Annotated in this window: 16 protein-coding genes; 8 read left to right on the top strand and 8 right to left on the bottom strand. The window is 69.3% G+C overall.

What is annotated here, in order from left to right:
- The 3 genes from BLV94_RS42015 to BLV94_RS42005 are packed head-to-tail and all read right to left on the bottom strand — an operon-like array spanning position 1 to position 3,062.
- Positions 1-1,935, bottom strand: coding sequence for a fumarate reductase/succinate dehydrogenase flavoprotein subunit (locus BLV94_RS42015; protein WP_072945275.1), 1,935 nt, complete (start codon positions 1,933-1,935; stop codon positions 1-3).
- A 21-nt stretch (positions 1,936-1,956) separates the two neighbouring features.
- A complete protein-coding gene (locus tag BLV94_RS42010) occupies positions 1,957-2,781 on the bottom strand; it encodes a hypothetical protein (protein ID WP_072945277.1) in 825 nt (274 codons plus the stop codon).
- Entirely contained in the window at positions 2,778-3,062 is a 285-nt protein-coding gene (locus BLV94_RS42005) for a hypothetical protein (RefSeq protein ID WP_072945279.1), read from the bottom strand. Before BLV94_RS42005 ends, BLV94_RS42010 begins: the two co-directional genes overlap by 4 nt.
- Positions 3,063-3,233: 171 nt before the next feature.
- Between BLV94_RS42005 and BLV94_RS49750 the strand changes: the two genes are divergently transcribed.
- Both BLV94_RS49750 and BLV94_RS49745 read left to right on the top strand, forming a co-directional pair.
- The gene (locus tag BLV94_RS49750; RefSeq protein ID WP_167372215.1) at positions 3,234-3,620 is read left to right on the top strand and encodes a VOC family protein; all 387 of its coding nucleotides are present in this window, start codon (positions 3,234-3,236) and stop codon (positions 3,618-3,620) included.
- 26 nt (positions 3,621-3,646) lie between these two features.
- Positions 3,647-4,021 (top strand): VOC family protein, encoded by a 375-nt coding sequence (locus tag BLV94_RS49745; protein WP_167372214.1) that lies wholly within the window; start codon positions 3,647-3,649, stop codon positions 4,019-4,021.
- A gap of 9 nt (positions 4,022-4,030) precedes the next feature.
- Here the strand turns inward: BLV94_RS49745 and bioD are convergent, their stop codons facing one another.
- Both bioD and BLV94_RS41990 read right to left on the bottom strand, forming a co-directional pair.
- Positions 4,031-4,726 (bottom strand): dethiobiotin synthase, encoded by a 696-nt coding sequence (gene bioD, locus BLV94_RS41995; RefSeq protein WP_072945282.1) that lies wholly within the window; start codon positions 4,724-4,726, stop codon positions 4,031-4,033.
- Complete coding sequence (locus tag BLV94_RS41990; RefSeq protein ID WP_072945284.1) at positions 4,723-5,877, bottom strand: 8-amino-7-oxononanoate synthase; 1,155 nt, start codon at positions 5,875-5,877, stop codon at positions 4,723-4,725. Before BLV94_RS41990 ends, bioD begins: the two co-directional genes overlap by 4 nt.
- Before the next feature lie 65 nt (positions 5,878-5,942).
- Here BLV94_RS41990 and BLV94_RS41985 point away from each other — a divergent pair, with 65 nt between their 5' ends.
- Genes BLV94_RS41985 through BLV94_RS41970 form a run of 4 tightly spaced genes read left to right on the top strand, consistent with a single transcriptional unit; the run spans position 5,943 to position 12,926 of the window.
- Positions 5,943-7,235: an adenosylmethionine--8-amino-7-oxononanoate transaminase gene (locus tag BLV94_RS41985; RefSeq protein WP_072945287.1), complete on the top strand. Its 1,293-nt coding sequence runs from the start codon at positions 5,943-5,945 to the stop codon at positions 7,233-7,235.
- Positions 7,236-7,289: 54 nt separating this feature from the next.
- Entirely contained in the window at positions 7,290-9,563 is a 2,274-nt protein-coding gene (gene glgX, locus BLV94_RS41980) for a glycogen debranching protein GlgX (protein WP_072945298.1), read from the top strand.
- A 13-nt stretch (positions 9,564-9,576) separates the two neighbouring features.
- The gene (gene treY, locus BLV94_RS41975) at positions 9,577-11,958 is read left to right on the top strand and encodes a malto-oligosyltrehalose synthase (RefSeq protein WP_072945300.1); all 2,382 of its coding nucleotides are present in this window, start codon (positions 9,577-9,579) and stop codon (positions 11,956-11,958) included.
- 29 nt (positions 11,959-11,987) lie between these two features.
- Positions 11,988-12,926, top strand: a complete 939-nt coding sequence (locus tag BLV94_RS41970) for an NADP-dependent oxidoreductase (RefSeq protein ID WP_072945303.1) — start codon at positions 11,988-11,990, stop codon at positions 12,924-12,926.
- Between the two features lie 16 nt (positions 12,927-12,942).
- On the opposite strand, the gene BLV94_RS41965 is transcribed toward BLV94_RS41970, so the two are convergent.
- Both BLV94_RS41965 and BLV94_RS41960 read right to left on the bottom strand, forming a co-directional pair.
- Complete coding sequence (locus BLV94_RS41965; protein ID WP_072945305.1) at positions 12,943-13,572, bottom strand: TetR/AcrR family transcriptional regulator; 630 nt, start codon at positions 13,570-13,572, stop codon at positions 12,943-12,945.
- Between the two features lie 91 nt (positions 13,573-13,663).
- Positions 13,664-13,852, bottom strand: a complete 189-nt coding sequence (locus tag BLV94_RS41960) for a DUF1918 domain-containing protein (protein WP_005247576.1) — start codon at positions 13,850-13,852, stop codon at positions 13,664-13,666.
- A 109-nt stretch (positions 13,853-13,961) separates the two neighbouring features.
- On the opposite strand from BLV94_RS41960, the gene BLV94_RS49740 reads away from it, so the two are divergent.
- Both BLV94_RS49740 and treZ read left to right on the top strand, forming a co-directional pair.
- The gene (locus BLV94_RS49740) at positions 13,962-14,111 is read left to right on the top strand and encodes a hypothetical protein (RefSeq protein WP_005260252.1); all 150 of its coding nucleotides are present in this window, start codon (positions 13,962-13,964) and stop codon (positions 14,109-14,111) included.
- Between the two features lie 40 nt (positions 14,112-14,151).
- Positions 14,152-15,885 (top strand): malto-oligosyltrehalose trehalohydrolase, encoded by a 1,734-nt coding sequence (treZ, locus tag BLV94_RS41955; RefSeq protein WP_072945308.1) that lies wholly within the window; start codon positions 14,152-14,154, stop codon positions 15,883-15,885.
- Here treZ and BLV94_RS41950 read toward each other — a convergent pair.
- Positions 15,852-17,417 carry an MFS transporter gene (locus BLV94_RS41950; protein WP_072945311.1) on the bottom strand — a complete coding sequence of 522 codons (1,566 nt, stop codon included), beginning with the start codon at positions 17,415-17,417 and terminating at the stop codon, positions 15,852-15,854. The two genes, treZ and BLV94_RS41950, sit on opposite strands and share 34 nt — an antisense overlap.
- Between the last annotated feature and the right edge of the window lie 68 nt (positions 17,418-17,485).

Here is a 17,485-nt window from a genome sequence, read left to right as displayed (position 1 = left end):
TCAGGCCGTCCTTCCCGGATGTTCCGCGAGTTCGGCGTCGGTGTAGTACTTGGCCAGTTCGTCGATGTCGAACAACTCCAGCAGTTCCGGTCGCATCGGAAGCTGCGGCTCGCGGGTGACCGTGACGTCCGGGACCACGGAATCGGGGTGCGCGGACATGTCGCCGACGACGCTGCACACCAGCAGGGTGTTGCGCCACTCCGCCTCCATGCTCGGGTGGTCGTCGCGGGTGTGCCCGCCGCGACTTTCCGTGCGCAGCAGGGCCGCCTGCGCGACGCATTCGCTGACCAGCACCATGTTCCGCAGGTCCACGGCGAGGTGCCATCCCGGGTTGAACTGGCGGTGCCCCTCCACCTCCACGCCCCCGATCCGGCCCTTGATCTCCGTGAGTTTCTCCAAGGCGCGGACGATCTCGTCTTCCTTCCGGATGATGCCGACGAGGTCGTTCATGGTCTGCTGCAGTTCGGTGTGGAGCGTGTACGGGTTCTCGGTGGTACCGCCCTCCCCGACCGCGGGATCGAACGGCGACAACAGCATCCGCGCCGCCGCATCCACGGCGGCCGCGGAGACAACCGGCCGCTCCTGCAGCGACTTCACGTACTCCGCCGCCCCCAGTCCGGCGCGACGCCCGAACACGAGAAGGTCGGACAGCGAGTTGCCGCCGAGCCGGTTGGAGCCGTGCATCCCGCCCGAGCACTCCCCCGCGGCGAACAGACCCGCGACGCTGGACGACCCGCTGTCGGGGTCGACCTCGATGCCCCCCATCACGTAGTGGCAGGTGGGCCCGACCTCCATCTGTTCCTTGGTGATGTCGACGTCCGCGAGTTCCTTGAACTGGTGGTACATCGACGGCAGCCGCCGGACGATCTCGTCGGCGGGCATGCGCGAGGCGATGTCGAGGTACACGCCGCCGTGCGGAGTCTGCCGTCCGGCCTTGACCTCGGAGTTGATAGCGCGGGCCACCTCGTCGCGGGGCAGCAGATCCGGTGTGCGGCGGTTGTTGTCGGAATCCTTGTACCAGCCGTCGGCCTCTTCCTCGGTCTCCGCGTACTGCCCTTTGAAGACCGGCGGGATGTACGAGAACATGAACCGCTCGCCCTCGGAGTTCTTCAGGACCCCGCCGTCGCCGCGGACGCCTTCCGTCACGAGGATGCCCTTGACGCTCGGCGGCCACACCATGCCGGTGGGGTGGAACTGCACGAACTCCATGTTGATGAGGTTGGCGCCTGCGCGGAGAGCGAGGGCGTGACCGTCGCCGGTGTACTCCCACGAGTTCGACGTCACCTTGAACGACTTGCCGATCCCGCCCGTGGCCATCACCACGGCGGGTGCCTCGAACAGCACGAAACGTCCACTCTCGCGCCAGTATCCGAAGGCACCCGAGATCCGGTCGCCGTCCTTGGTCAGCTCGGAGATGGTGCACTCGGCGAAGATCTTGATCCGCGCCTCGTAATCGCCGGTGGCGGCGAAATCTTCCTGCTGCAACGACACGATCTTCTGCTGCATGGTGCGGATCAGTTCCAGCCCGGTGCGGTCACCGACGTGCGCGAGCCGCGGATACGTGTGACCGCCGAAGTTGCGCTGGCTGATCCGGCCGTCGGGGGTCCGGTCGAACAGGGCCCCGTACGTTTCGAGTTCCCACACCCGGTCGGGAGCCTCCCGGGCGTGCAGTTCGGCCATCCGCCAGTTGTTGAGGAACTTGCCGCCGCGCATCGTGTCCTGGAAATGCGTCTGCCACGTGTCCTTCTCGTTGGCGTTCCCCATCGCGGCGGCGCAACCGCCCTCCGCCATGACGGTGTGCGCCTTGCCGAACAGCGACTTGCAGACAACGGCCACGGACAGGCCCTGCTCCCGGGCCTCGATGACGGCTCGCAGTCCGGCGCCCCCGGCACCGATGACCACGACGTCGTACTGGTGCCGTTCGACTTCCGTCATTCCACTCCCTCTTCGGTGAAGTCAGTTGATCAGGCGCAGGTCGGAGATGGTGCCGCTCGCCACGAGCATCACGTAGAAGTCGGTGACGATCAGTGTGGCGAGGGTGGTCCAGGCGAGCTGCATGTGCCGGGTGTTCAGTTTGCTGACCCCGGTCCAGAGGCGGTATCGGATCGGGTGCCGGGAGAAGTGGGTGAGCCTGCCGCCGGTGACGTGCCTGCAGGAATGGCAGGAGACGGTGTACGCCCAGAGCAGGATCACGTTGCCGACCATGATGAGGGTGCCGAGCCCGATTCCGAAGCCGCCGTCGGCGCCGTGGAACGCGCGGATCGCGTCGTACGTGTTGATCAGCGACACGACGAGTGCGACGTAGAAGAAGTAGCGGTGCGCGTTCTGGACGATCAGCGGCAGCCGCGTCTCCCCCGTGTATTTGCCGTGTGGTTCCGCGACCGCACACGCGGGCGGCGAGAACCACACCGACCGGTAGTAGGCCTTGCGGTAGTAGTAGCACGTGAGCCGGAAGCCGAGCAGGAACGGCAGCACCAGGAACCCCAGCGGGATGATCATCGGCAACTCGCCGATGGGTGTCCCGAAGTCGCTCGAACCGGGCACGCACGAATCGCTCAGGCACGGCGAGTAGAACGGCGTCAGGTAGTGGTAGTCCTCGACGAAGTACGCCGTGCGGACCCACGACCGGACCGATGCGTACACCACGAAGACGGACAGGCCGAGCACCGTCAGCAGCGGCGCCAGCCACCACCGGTCGGTGCGGAGCGTGCGTTCCGCGATCCGGGCACGCGTCGGCGCCCCCACACCGGCACTTTCGGAATTCTTCGGCGGCGCGCTCATCCGCGCTCGTAGTGGAGCCCGCCCAGCCCCTCGTCATCGATACCGAGCCACATCGACGCGTCGTACGGGGTGTCCGACACCTTGATTCGTTCCACCGGTTCGCGGTGGACGACGTTCGGTGGCGAGGAGTCGAGGTCGCGCGCGTCGATCTCGAGGCGCTCCAGATCGTTGCTCAGCCGCCGCACGGATGCGGCGTCGCCGTACATCGTTCGCAACGAACCGACTGCGCGCCGGAGGCGGTCGATGGTGCGATTCAATTCGAGCATTTCGGAGGTCGACATGTGACCCCTCCCAACCCAGCCGGATGTATCCGTGACCTGAATCACACTACCGATATTCCGGGAACCCGGGGCAGCTTTCGGCCCGCGGAAAACCGGGGCGATGAATTTCGCCGGGCGGCCGAGTCGATACCTGTAGGACAACCGAAACCGAACCCTCACCGGGAGGAAATCATGGCCGACGCCACCATCGGAAGCATCCTGCTCGCCAGCACACACCCCGAACGATTGAGGGACTGGTACACGGCCGCGTTCTCGCCGAAGGTCGACCGCACGCCCGGCGAACCGGGCTACGACGTCCTCGATTTCGACGGTTTCTACGTCATGCTCGACCGGCGCGACGACGTCGGCGACACGAACCCCGAACCCGGGCGTGTCCTCCTCAACGTCGAGGTCGGCAACGCCCGCGCCGCGGCCGGCCGCCTCGACGAGCTCGGGGCGACGTGGCTGTCCCCGCTCGAGGATCGTGACGGCAGCTGGTTCGGCACCGCCGTCGACCCCGACGGCAACTACGTTCAGATCATCCAGCTCAGCGCGCGGGCGCGCGCCGAGATGTCCTGACCACCGGCAGTGGAAGAGAGACCGACATGTTGAACAACGCCAGAGCATTCAGCGGATTCGCCGTCGACGACATCGCCGCGGCCAAATCCTTCTACAGCGACACCCTGGGGCTCGAGGTCACCGAGGAGGAGATGGGCCTGCTGGGCCTGCATCTCCCCCAGGGTCCCGTGGTGCTGATCTACCCGAAACCCGATCACACGCCTGCGACGTTCACGATCCTGAACTTCGCGGTCGACGACGTCGAGAAGGCCGTCGACGCGCTCACCGAACGCGGGATCCGGTTCCTGCGGTACGACGGTTTCGATCAGGACGACAAGGGAATCATGCGCGGCAACGGGCCGGACATCGCCTGGTTCACCGACCCGGCAGGCAACGTGCTGTCGGTGCTCGCGGAATCCTGACCGTCCCGCTCAGCGAGCCGTGATCGTCGCCTTCAGCCACGTACCGTCGAACCACGTGGACGCGGACGCGGCGAACGACGCCGGGTCGAGACGGCCGCTGCCCGCCGGGATCGAGCCGGCCAGTTCGACGCCCGTCACCGCGGGCAGGTCGTCCAGATTGCACCGCTCGGCGAGTCCGGGCTCGTCCGGCCACGACCCGATCACCGTGCCCGCGCAGGCGATCCCTGCCGCCGCCAGAGCCCGGGTCGTGAGTTCGGTGTGGTTGAGCGTGCCGAGTCCGGCCGCCGCGACCACGACGGCCGGTGCGCCGAGCGTGAGCGCGAGATCGACGAGCGTGAAGCCCTCGGCGCCCATCCGCACCAGCAACCCGCCCGCACCCTCGACGAGGACTAGATCGTGCCGGTCGGCGAGGGCGCGGACCGACTCGACGACGTCGCCGCACCGCAGCATCGGCAGGCCGCTGCGCCGGGCGGCGGTGTCGGGGGCCAGTGGCTCCGGATAGCGGGCAAGTTCCACCACCGCAGTGACACCGGACAGGCGGGTCACCTCCGCCAGATCGCCCGGTTCTCCTGGCGCGACCCCGGTCTGCGCGGGCTTGCACACCGCGACGGACAGCCCCGCCTCGCGCGCGGCCGCCGCGAGCGCCGCCGTCACCACCGTCTTGCCGACGTCCGTCGACGTTCCGGTGACCATGAGGATGCTCATGCCGACGCCCCCGCCAGGACGTCGGTGAGCACGGACTCGATCCGGGCCAGTTCGTCCTGATCGAGCGTCGCGCGGGCGGTGAGCCGCAGCCGCGACGTGCCCTCGGGCACCGACGGGGGCCGGAAGCAGCCGACGTGCAGCCCCTGCTCGCGGCAGGCGGCCGCAGCGTCGAAGGCGCGTTGCGGATCCCCGAGGATCACCGAGACCACCGCCGACTCCGGTGCCGCGGCACCGGTGAACCGCGCGAGATCCCGGGCGCGGTTCAGGACGGAGTCGGCGCGGTGCGGTTCACGCCGCAGAACGGCGAGGGCGGCCCGGGCCGCACCGACGGCGGCCGGGGCCAGTCCGGTGTCGAAGATGAACGTGCGCGCGGCGTCGACGAGATGTGCGCGCACCTTCTCCGACGCCAGCACCACACCGCCCTGGCTGGCCAACGACTTCGACAGCGTGGCCGTGACGACGATGTCGGGTTCGCCCGCGAGCCCCACCTCGTGCACGAGTCCGCGGCCCCCTGCGCCACGGACTCCGACACCGTGGGCCTCGTCCACCACGAGAAACGCGCCGTACTCGCGGCACACGCGGTGCAGGTCGACGAGGGGCGCGAGATCACCGTCCGCGCTGAACACCGAATCCGTGACGACCAGCGCCCGCTCTTCCGGCCGGGTGGCCAGTGCGCTGCGGACGAAGTCGAGATCGGCGTGCGGTGCGACGGCGACCCTGGCCCGGGACAGCCGGCACGCGTCGACCAGCGACGCGTGGCTGCCCGCGTCGGAGACGATCAGCGATCCGGCGCCGGACAGTGCGGTGACGGCGCCGAGATTGGCGGTGTATCCCGAGGAGAACACCAGCCCGGCGTCGGCGCCGACGAACTCGGCCAGTTCCGTTTCGAGCAGTTCGTGCTCGGTGGTCGAACCGGTGACCAGTCGCGAGCCGGTGGCTCCGGCGCCCCACCGCCGCAGCGCGGTCATCGCGCCGTGCAGCACCTCGGGGTGCCGTACGAGCCCGAGGTAGTCGTTGGACGCCAGATCGATGAGCGCGCTGCCCGGCGTGCGTGGACGCAGCTCGCGGCGCAGTCCCGCAGCGCGCCGCCGCTCCTCGACGTCGTCGAGCCAGGTGGTGAAGGTGTGGTCGGTACTCACACTCGGCACCATACGCGACTTGAACGGTGTTCAACCCGGGTGGACCCGTTTTTCCTCCGATGGCTAGGGTCGAGACCGTGACCTCCCCGAGCCTGTCCGCCGACGACATCACCTCCCTCGATGCCTCCCTGCTCTGGCATCCGTACGGCGCCTTTCCCGCGTCGACCACCCCGCTCGTGGTGGCCGAGGCGAGCGGCACCCGCCTCACACTCGCCGACGGACGCGAACTCGTCGACGGCATGAGTTCGTGGTGGGCGGCGGTCCACGGCTACCGGCATCCCGTCCTCGACGCGGCGGCGACCGCGCAGCTCGGCCGGATGAGCCACGTGATGTTCGGCGGGCTGACCCACGAACCGGCCGCGCGGCTCGCCCAGCTGCTCGTGGAGATCACCCCGGACGGACTCGACAAGGTGTTCCTCGCCGATTCCGGTTCGGTGTCCGTCGAAGTCGCCGTCAAGATGTGCCTGCAGTACTGGCGCAGTCGCGGCAGGCCGGAGCGGCATCGGCTGCTGACCTGGCGCGGCGGCTATCACGGCGACACGTTCGCGCCGATGAGCGTCTGCGACCCGGACGGCGGCATGCATTCCCTGTGGACGGACGTTCTCGCGCGGCAGGTCTTCGCGGGACCGCCGCCGCGCGAGTTCGACCCGCGGTACGTCGCGGAGTTCGAGCGCCTGGTGGCCGCGCACACCGGCGAACTGGCGGCCGTCATCGTGGAGCCGGTGGTGCAGGGCGCCGGAGGCATGCGTTTCCACGACCCCCGGTACCTCTCGGAGCTGCGCCGCATCTGCGACGAGCACGGGCTCCTGCTGGTGTTCGACGAGATCGCCACGGGCTTCGGCCGCACCGGCGAACTGTTCGCCGCGGACCACGCCGGGACCCGCCCCGACATCATGTGCGTCGGCAAGGCCCTCACCGGCGGATACCTGACCCTCGCCGCGACGCTCTGCTCCACCGACGTCGCCGAGACCATCAGCGCCGGCGACGCAGGCGGGCTGATGCACGGCCCCACGTTCATGGCGAACCCGCTGGCCTGCGCCGTCGCGGTGGCGTCGATCGAACTCCTGCTGTCGCGCGACTGGCGCGGCGAGGTCGAGGACGTGCGCCGGGGGCTCGAATCGGGTCTCGCGCCTGCCTGGGAACTGCCCGGCGTCCGGGACGTCCGGGTGCTCGGCGCGATCGGAGTGATCGAACTCTCCGAGCCCGTCGACATGCGGGCCGCAACCGACGCCGCGGTGGCGGCGGGGACCTGGTTGCGGCCCTTCCGCAACCTGATCTACGCGATGCCGCCGTACGTGTGCACCAGCGAGGACGTGCGGAAGATCACAACCGGAATGCTTGCTGCCGCACGGACCTCCACCCGGGGCTGACGGTGCGCTCTCGTCGGGCTGAGAGCGACGCGAACGCGGGCTAGTGTTCTCGATATGGAAGCGAGCGAGTCGACCGGCACCACGCCCATTCCCGTGTGGCCCGGCAGCGCCTACCCGCTGGGCGCCACCTACGACGGGGCCGGGACGAACTTCTCCTTGTTTTCCGAGGTCGCCGAGGCGGTCGATCTGTGCCTGATCGCGAAGGACGGCACGGAGACGCGGGTGCGCCTCGACGAGGTCGACGGCTACGTGTGGCATGCATACCTGCCGACCGTCGTGCCCGGGCAGCGGTACGGGTACCGGATCCACGGCCCCTGGAACCCCTCGGCCGGGCACCGCTGCGACCCCAGCAAGCTTCTCCTCGACCCCTACGGCAAGGCGTTCGACGGCGAATTCGACGGCGACCGGTCCCTGTTCTCCTACGACATCGACGCGTCCGCGGAGGACGCCCTCGCGGACGCCGGGGACGAGGAATCCGGGGACGACCCGCTGATCGTCGACACCGACGACGACATCGAGGCGGAGGACGCCGAGGACGCACGCGCAGCGGAAGCCGAGGCCGACTCGGCGCCGGGACTGCCCGGACACGATTCGCTCGGCCACACGATGACGACGGTCGTGATCAACCCGTTCTTCGACTGGGCCGCCGACCGCGCACCGAAACACCCGTACCACGACACCGTGATCTACGAGGCCCACGTCAAGGGCATGACGGCGACGCATCCCGGTGTGCCGGAAGAACTTCGCGGCACGTATGCGGGCCTCGCGCATCCGGTGATCATCGACCACCTCGTCGACCTCGGCGTCACCGCGATCGAACTGATGCCGGTGCACCAGTTCATGCACGATCAGACCCTGCTCGACAAGGGGTTGCGGAACTACTGGGGCTACAACACGTTCGGCTTCCTGGCCCCGCACACCGGGTATTCGTCGGCGGAGAAGCCGGGCGCCGCGGTGTCGGAGTTCAAGGCGATGGTCCGCTCGTTCCACGAGGCGGGCATCGAGGTCATCCTCGACGTCGTCTACAACCACACCGCCGAGGGCAACCATCTCGGTCCGACCATCTCGTTCCGCGGCATCGACAACGCCGCCTACTACCGGCTCGTCGACGGCGACGCCGAGCACTACATGGACTACACGGGCACCGGGAACAGCCTCAACGCCCGGCACCCGCACACCCTGCAGCTGATCATGGACTCGCTGCGGTACTGGGTCACCGAGATGCACGTCGACGGCTTCCGCTTCGACCTCGCGTCCACGCTCGCCCGCGAACTGCACGACGTCGACCGGCTCTCCGCGTTCTTCGACCTCGTCCAGCAGGATCCGATCGTCAGCCAGGTCAAGCTCATCGCCGAACCCTGGGACATCGGCGAGGGCGGCTACCAGGTGGGCAACTTCCCCGGACTGTGGACGGAGTGGAACGGCAAGTACCGGGACACCGTCCGCGACTACTGGCGGGGCGAACCGGCGACGCTCGGCGAATTCGCGTCCCGGCTCACCGGCTCCTCCGACCTGTACGAGGCGACCGGCCGCCGCCCCGGCGCGAGCATCAACTTCGTCATCGCCCACGACGGGTTCACCCTGCACGACCTGGTGTCGTACAACGAGAAGCACAACGAGGCCAACGGCGAGGACAACAACGACGGCGAGAGCCACAACCGGTCCTGGAACTGCGGCGTCGAGGGACCCACGGACGATCCGGAGATCCTCGATCTGCGGGGGCGGCAGACCCGCAACATCCTGGCCACCCTCCTGCTCAGCCAGGGGACGCCGATGCTCGCGCACGGTGACGAGATGGGCCGCACCCAGCAGGGCAACAACAACGTGTACTGCCAGGACTCGGAACTGTCGTGGATGGACTGGTCGCTGGGGGACACCAACGCCGACCTCGTCGAGTTCACCAAACGGGTCATCGCGCTGCGGATGAAGAATCCGGTGTTCCGCCGCCGCCGGTTCTTCGAGGGCACCCCCATCCGCAGCGGCGACCAGACCCGTGACATCGCCTGGCTCACCCCGTCCGGTGAGGAGATGACCCCCGAGGACTGGGACAGTGGTTTCGGGAAGTCCCTTGCGGTGTTCCTCAACGGCGAGGGCATCCCCGAACCCAACCACCGCGGCGAGCGGGTGGTCGGCGACTCGTTCCTGCTGTGTTTCAACGCGCACGACGAGGAGATCGAGTTCTCCACGCCGAACTCCGATTACGCCGACGAGTGGGCGGTCGTGCTCGACACCGCCGTGCCGACGGGGGCGAAGGACGCGGTGATCAAGGCCGGGAATTCGCTGCAGGTCGAGGCCCGGTCGCTGGTCGTGCTGCGCCGGACCGCCTGAGCCGGGGACGACGATGGGGATCACGGCGACCTACCGGCTGCAACTGCGCGGAGACTGCTTCACCCTGGCGGACGCCGCCGCCGTCGCCGACTATCTGGACGACCTCGGGATCTCGCACGTCTACCTGTCGCCGATCCTGACGGCCACCACCGGTTCGACCCACGGTTACGACGTCACCGACGTGACCCGCGTGTCCCCCGCCCTCGGTGGCCGGGAGGCGCTGGCCGCGCTGTCACGGGAGTTGCGCGGCCGCGGCATGGGCATCGTCGTCGACTTGGTCCCCAACCATGTGGGGGTCGCGAATCCGCGTGAGAACGCCTGGTGGTGGGACGTTCTCACGCACGGTCGCGGCTCCGGGTACGCCGGCTTCTTCGACATCGACTGGAGCGAAGACAACGGCGCGGGCGGACGGCTCGCGCTGCCCGTCCTCGGGTCGGACGCCGACCTCGAGTCGCTGACCGTCGACCGCTCGGGACCGGAGCCGCTGCTCGCGTTCTACGAGCACCGGTTCCCCATCGCCCCCGGCACGGACGCGACCGAGCCGGAGTCGGTGCACGACGCGCAGGCGTACCGCCTGGTTCCGTGGAACTCCGGGCTCATCGGGTACCGCCGATTCTTCGCGGTCAGCGAACTGGCCGGGATCCGTCAGGAAGATCCCCGCGTGTTCGAGGCCTCGCACCGCGAACTGCGGAGCTGGGTGGCGGACGAGTTGATCGACGGCGTGCGCATCGACCACCCCGACGGGTTGTCCGATCCGGCCGAATACCTCGACCGGCTGCGCGGCGTGATCGGCGCGGACCGCTGGCTCGTGATCGAGAAGATCCTCGGCCACTCCGAACCCCTGGACGATCACCTGCCGATCGAGGGCACCACCGGCTACGACGCACTGGCCGAACTCGGCGGCGTGTTCGTCGACCCGTCGGGAGCTCCCGCGCTGACCGCCCTGTCGGCGTCCCGCACGGGCGACCGGGGTGACGCGACGTGGATCCACGGGCACGAAACCGCGATCAAACGCGACGTCGCGAGCACCGGCCTCGCCCCGGAGATCCGGCGCCTCGTCCGCGCGATCCGCGCGGAGACCGGCACCGATTGCGCAGATCCTGACCTGCGCGACGCCGTGGTGGACGTCGTCGCGGCGATGCCCGTGTACCGGTCCGACTACAGCCCGCTCGCCGGGCTCGCGACCCGCGTGATCGGTGACGCCGCGCGGCGCGAACCGGGGCGGTCCGCGGCGCTGTCCGCCCTCGCCGCCGCCCTGATCGCCGGCGGTGAGGCGGCCACCCGCTTCCAGCAGGTCTGCGGCGCGGTGATGGCGAAATCCGTGGAGGACTGCCTGTTCTACCGCACGGCCCGGCTGGTGTCGCTGCAGGAGGTGGGCGGCAACCCCGCGAACGTCGGCGTCTCCCCCGCCGAATTCCACCTCGCCGCGGCCGAGCGCGCCACCCGGTGGCCGCAGGCGATGACGACGCTCTCGACGCACGACACCAAACGCGGCGAGGACGTCCGCGCCCGGATCGGCATCCTGTCGCAGGTGCCGGACCTGTGGGCCGAATGCGTCGACCAGTGGGAGCGCATTGCCCCCAGCCCCGATCCCGCCACCGGACTGTTCCTGTGGCAGAACCTGTTCGGGGTGTGGCCGGTCGACGGCCGGGCCGCGGGCGAGGTGCCCGACTTCCGTGACCGCGTCCACGCGTACGCGGAGAAGGCCGTCCGGGAAGCCGGGACCCGGACGTCGTGGAACGACGTGAACGAGGACTTCGAACGCGACCTCCACCGCTGGCTGGACACGGTGATCGACGGCACCGTCGGCAAGGCCCTCGGATCGCTGTGCACGCAACTGGCGCCGCACGCCTGGTCCGATGCGCTCGGCCAGAAGCTCCTCCAGCTGTGCGGGCCCGGGATCCCGGACGTGTACCAGGGCACCGAACTGTGGGAGGACTCGCTCGTCGACCCCGACAATCGCCGCCCCGTGGACTACGACGTGCGGCGGACCGCGCTCGCGGGGCTGGGCACCCCTCCGGTCGACGCCACCGGCGCGGCGAAGATGCACGTCGTACGGACGGCCCTGCGCCTGCGCCGGGACCGTCCGGGGAGCTTCGTGGGCGGCACGTACGCGCCGGTCTTCGCATCGGGGACCGCGGCCGAGCACCTGATCGGTTTCACCCGCGGGCCCCAGGGATCGGCGCCGGACGTCGCGGCCCTGGCCACCCGGCACAGCGTGGGGCTGCAACAGGACGGCTGGGGCGACACCGCGGTGACCCTCCCGGACGGAACCTGGACCGACCTGCTCACCTCCGCGACGCACCCCGGCGGCCGCGTCGACACGTCCACCCTGTTCGCCCGCTACCCCGTGGTGCTGCTGGCCCGTGAGTACTTCTTAACCGCCCGCGGTTAAGAAGTACTCACAGGGGTACTGGCCTGTGTATGCGACGTGTGGTTGCCCGGGCGTACGGAGGGCCGGAGGTCCTCGCGTTGGTCGATGCGGAACCGGCGGGTCCGGCACCGGGTGAGGTGGTGATCGAGGTCCGCGCGATCGGGGTCAACCCGATCGACTACAAGCTGTACAGCGGCGCGTTCGGCGCCGATCCCGCCGTCCTGCCGATGCGGCTGGGCAGCGAGGCGGCGGGCGTCGTCGCGGAGGTGGGTGACTCCGCCACGGGGCCGAGGGGCCCGATCGCGGTGGGCGACGAGGTGATCGCGTACCCGTTGTCGGAGGCCTACGCGGACCGGCTTGTGGTGTCCGGTGATTCGGTGGTCCCGAAACCGGCGTCGTTGCCGTGGAACGAGGCCGCCGGACTTCTCGCGGTGGGTGCCACCGCGGTCGACACCCTCGACACGGCGAACGTCGGCACCGGCGACCTGCTGCTCGTGCACGGCGCGGCAGGCGGCGTGGGGTCGTTCGTCGTGCAGTTGGCCCGGGCCCGCGGCGCCACGATCATCGGCACTGCCCGCCCCGGCAACCACGACTACGTGCGGTCGCTCGGCGCGACCCCGGTGTCGTACGGGGACGGCCTGAGCGACCGGATCCGTGTCCTGGCACCGGACGGGGTGGACGCCGTCATCGATACCGCGGGCAGCGACGAGGCCGTCGACGTGTCCGTGGACCTGGTGCGGGACCGGTCGCGGTTGGTGACGACCGTTCCGGGGACACGGGCGGGCGAGGCCGGGTTCCGGATCGTGGGGGCGCTGGGGCCGGAAGGCATGGAACTGCGTAAACGTTTCCGAGCCGCCCTCGTCGACCTCGCCGGCAACGGTGACGTGCGGGTGCGGGTCGCGCGCACGTACGCGCTGTCGGAGGCGGCGCGCGCTCACGCCGATCTCCGGAAGCCGCACGCGGCGGGCAAATTCATCCTGTTGCCGTAGGCGGGGATGTCGGCCCTCAGTAGAGCAGGCCGGCCCGGATCGTCGCCTTCACCCAGTTCCGGTACTCGTCGACATCCCACCCGCACTGCACGCGCAGCATCGAATACACCTGCGGCGACACGACCGTGAACAGCACGTCGGCGGCCCGCTGGACGGAGATCTCGGGGCGCAGCAGTTCGTGGGCGGCGAGTCCCTCGGCGAGGGTCATCGCATTCTCGGCGGACGCCCGCGCGCCCTCGTCGGCGAACCGCCGCATGTCCTCGTCCGCCCCCGAGGATTCGATCGACGTCGCCATCAGGGTTCCGGCCCGCTCCAGGACGTCGGTGCTGTAGCCCACCATCTGTTCGAGGATCCGCTCCACAGGGTCGCCGTCCCGGGGTGTGCGGGCACCACGCGCGGCGTCGGTCTCGCTCTGAATCGCCGCGTGCAGTGCCTGGTGGAACAGTTCCGCCTTGCCGCCCGGAAACGCGGTGAACACCGTGCGGGTCGACACCCCGGCTGCTTCGGCCACGTTTCGCACCGTGGTGCTGACGTATCCGCGTTCGGTGAACAACCGGGCCGCGGCATCCCGGACGAGGAGGCGGGTCCGGCGCGCCGATTCCGCACGCAGCGGCGAAGAGTAGGGCCTCTTGGCGGAGTCGGGCACCGTCTCACGATAGACGCATTCGATTCATCGATCGTGCAACCAATGAGGCACGGCGATCCGCCGCGCCTGGACCGGGCGAAACGCCCGATGCCTATGACTTCGGGTGTTCCACCCAGGCATCGGATCCGGGAAACACGAGGGCCTCGTGGCCGTCGTCGTATCGGACGAGATAGGGCGGTTCGCCGTTCTCGCCGTGTACCTCCACGACCTCGGCGGTTGTCTCGTGCACTCCGACCACCCGGCCTTGAACGTGCAACCGGTCTCCCACTGCTACGTGCATGACTGCTCCTCGCGACGTTCGAGTCCGTACTCTCAGCTTGCTACTTCCGGATGCGGGGCGAAAGGGCCGACTCGCCGCCATCTCTGCCGCCGTGTGCCATCGTGGGGACATGGCTACGTATCGATACCTCGACAAGGACCGTAACGTGCTCGAGGAGCAGGACTTCGGCACCGTGCAGGACGCCGAGGAACACCGGTTGTCGGTTCTCGGCGCCGAGATAATCGAGGAGGTCGAGGACTCCGGCACGCCCGAGAGCTGACTGTCCTGCGCGGCCCGCCCGGCCGAGGCATGCTGATCGGGTGCACACATTCGAGGTATGGGCCCCGATCCCGACATCGGTTTCCGTGGAGGTCGACGGCAGGCGCCACGAGATGACCCCGTCACCGGACGGGTGGTGGCGGGCCGACGTCGACGCGTCACCGGACTCCCGGTACGCGTTCCTCCTCGACGGCAGTGACACCCCGCTCCCCGATCCCCGGTCGCCGCGCCAGCCCGACGGCGTGCACAGCGCGTCCCAGCTCCACACCCTCGACGAGAGCCTCTGGACCGACTCGCAGTGGACCGGGCGGCAACTCGCCGGCTCCGTCGTCTACGAATTGCACGTGGGCACGTTCACTCCGGAGGGCACCTTCGCCGCCGCGGTCGACCGGCTCGACCATCTCGTCGGCGTCGGCGTGGATTTCGTGGAACTGATGCCCGTCAACGGGTTCAACGGAACCCACAACTGGGGATACGATGGCGTCCTCTGGTACACGGTGCACGAGGGCTACGGTGGACCGGACGGGCTGCAGACCCTCGTCGACGCGTGCCACGCCCGCGGTCTCGGCGTGGTCCTCGACGCCGTCTACAACCACCTCGGACCGTCGGGGAACTACCTCGACCGGTACGGCCCGTACCTGGCGCAGGGCGCCAACACCTGGGGCCGCAGCATCAACCTGGACGGACCGGACAGCGGCGAGGTGCGCCGCTACATCATCGGCAACGCGCTGCGGTGGTTCCGCGAGTTCCACATCGACGCGCTCCGACTCGACGCCGTCCACGCGCTCGTCGACCACACCGCCACCCATCTTCTCGAGGATCTGGCCATCGAGACCCGCCGGTTGTCCGCGCACCTGAGGCGACCGCTGACGCTCATCGCCGAGAGCGACCTCAACGATCCGCGCCTGATCACGTCGCGGTCGGCAGGCGGCTGCGGCCTCGACGCCCAGTGGGACGACGACGTGCATCACGCCATCCACGCTGCGGTGTCGGGCGAGAGGCAGGGCTATTACGGAGATTTCGGTTCGATGGCCTGCCTCGCGGACACCCTGCGCCAGGGCTGGTTCCATGCGGGCACGTTCTCGACGTTCCGGGGTCGCACGCACGGCAGGCCGCTGGACACGCGGCGGACCCCTGCCAGTTCGCTGGTCACGTACACGTGCACGCACGATCAGATCGGCAACCGGGCGACCGGCGACCGGCCCGGCACGTATCTCGATTCCGGGCAGCTCGCCGTGAAGGCGGCGCTCGTGCTCTGCTCGCCGTTCACGCCGATGCTGTTCATGGGCGAGGAGTGGGGGGCGAGCACCCCGTTCCAGTTCTTCACCTCGCACCCGGAGCCGGACCTCGCGCGGGCGACGGCGGAGGGACGCAAGGCCGAGTTCGCGGAGCACGGCTGGAGCACGGACGACGTTCCCGACCCGCAGGACCTGGAGACGTTCGAGCGGTCCAAGCTCGACTGGGACGAACCGGTCCGGCAGCCGCATGCCCGGCTGCTGGACTGCTATCGCTCGCTGCTGCGGCTACGGCGGGAGCGCACCGAGCTGACGGATCCGTGGCTCGAGAACCTGTCCGTCGACTACGACGAGGCGCAGCAGTGGATCGTGGTGCACCGCGGCGCACTTCGCCTCGCCTGCAACCTGGGTGCCGAACCGGTGACCGTCCCGGTCGGCGGCTCCCCCGTGCTGTGGTGGGAGCCGCCGACGCAGGACGGGACCGGGTCGGCGACGGTGCTACCGGGTCACTCGTTCGTGGTGCTCGACAGCTCACCCTGACGGTCGCGCAGCATCCGCAGGACGAGGATCGCGGTCGTGAACAGGATCACGGCCGTCGCGCCCGCGGCGACGTGCATGCCGTCGACGAACGCCGACTGCGCGGACTCCAGGAACACTGCCCGCGCCGCCTCGGGAAGATGCTGAGCCTCCGCGACCGCGGCGCCGAGCGTGCCCTGGGCGGGCTCGATCTGTTCCTGCGGCAGCATCGACGTGTCGAGGCCGTTCCGGAAGATCGCCATGACGACGCTGCCGAGCACGGCGACACCGAGCGCGATGCCGAGTTCGTACGCGGTCTCGGACACCGCGGAGGCGGCGCCGGCCCGTTCGGGCTCGACGGCGCTCACCACGAGGTCGGACGTCAGCGTCAACGCGATACCGACACCCGCTCCGGCGAGACCGAAGCCGACCACGAACATCGTCGGGGCACCGTCCACGCCGAGCGTGAGCATCAGTGCCGCACCCACACCCGCGACGGCGAGGCCGCCGCCGAGCACGTGCGAGGTGGCCCACCGGCGCACCATCCAGGCCGCTGCGAGCGCGGTGACCGCGCTCATCAGCATCCCGGGCAGCATCAGCACACCCGATTCGAACGCAGTGTTGCCGAGCACCAACTGCAGGTACTGCGAGCCGAAGAACAGCACACCGGCGAGCGCGAAAATGGACAGCAGGTTGGTGAGGACGGCGGTCGAGAACGCGGGCTTCGCGAACAGTCCGATGTCGATCATCGGGTCCTTCATCGACTTCTGCCTGCGCACGAACACCACACCCGACACGACACCGACGAGACCGACGCCGAGGAGCACCGGGTCGACGCCGTGCACCACGGTCTCCTTGACCGCGTACACCAGCGGCAGCATCGTCGTCATCGACAACGCCGCGCTGAGCAGGTCGAACCGTCCCGGCGCGGGGTCCTTCGACTCGGGAATCACGATCGGTCCCACGGCGATCAGCACCAGCATCACGGGGATGTTGATCAGGAACACCGAGCCCCACCAGAAGTGCTCGAGCAGCCAGCCGCCGATCAGCGGGCCCGCCGCGGTGCCGCCACCGGCCATCGCTCCCCACACGCCGATGGCGAGGGTCCGCTGGCGCGGGTCGACGAAGATCGTGCGGATCAGGCCGAGGGTCGCGGGCATCAGGGTGGCACCCGAGATTCCCTGCAGCACACGGGCTGCGATCAGCATCTCGGGTGTCGGCGCCCATGCCGCGATCAGCGAGGCGATACCGAATCCGGCGGCGCCGAGGAGCAGTAGCCGGCGCCGCCCGATCCGGTCGCCGAGCGTGCCCATGGTGATGAGCAGTCCGGCGAGGACGAAGGAATAGACGTCGATGATCCACAGCAGCTGCGTGCTGCTGGGCTCGAGGTCGGCGCTGATGAACGGCAGTGCGAGGTCGAGCACCGTGCCGTCGACGGCGATCAGGAGGACGGCGAAGGCCAGGACGACCAATCCGAGCCAGTCTCGGCGTGATGCGGAGGACTGACCTGGCGCGCCGTAGGCGTCGTTGATCCCGCGATCCGTGGAGACAGACATTTATCTTCCTGCGACTTTCCGATTGGGGCCGGCAGCGTGATGAACCGTCCGGCCGGTACAGTTTCGTT

This window comes from Rhodococcus koreensis, assembly GCF_900105905.1.
Taxonomy (GTDB): Bacteria; Actinomycetota; Actinomycetes; order Mycobacteriales; family Mycobacteriaceae; genus Rhodococcus_F; species Rhodococcus_F koreensis.
Note: the sequence above shows the minus strand (reverse complement) of the source record. Positions and strands in the feature narration are given on the sequence as shown.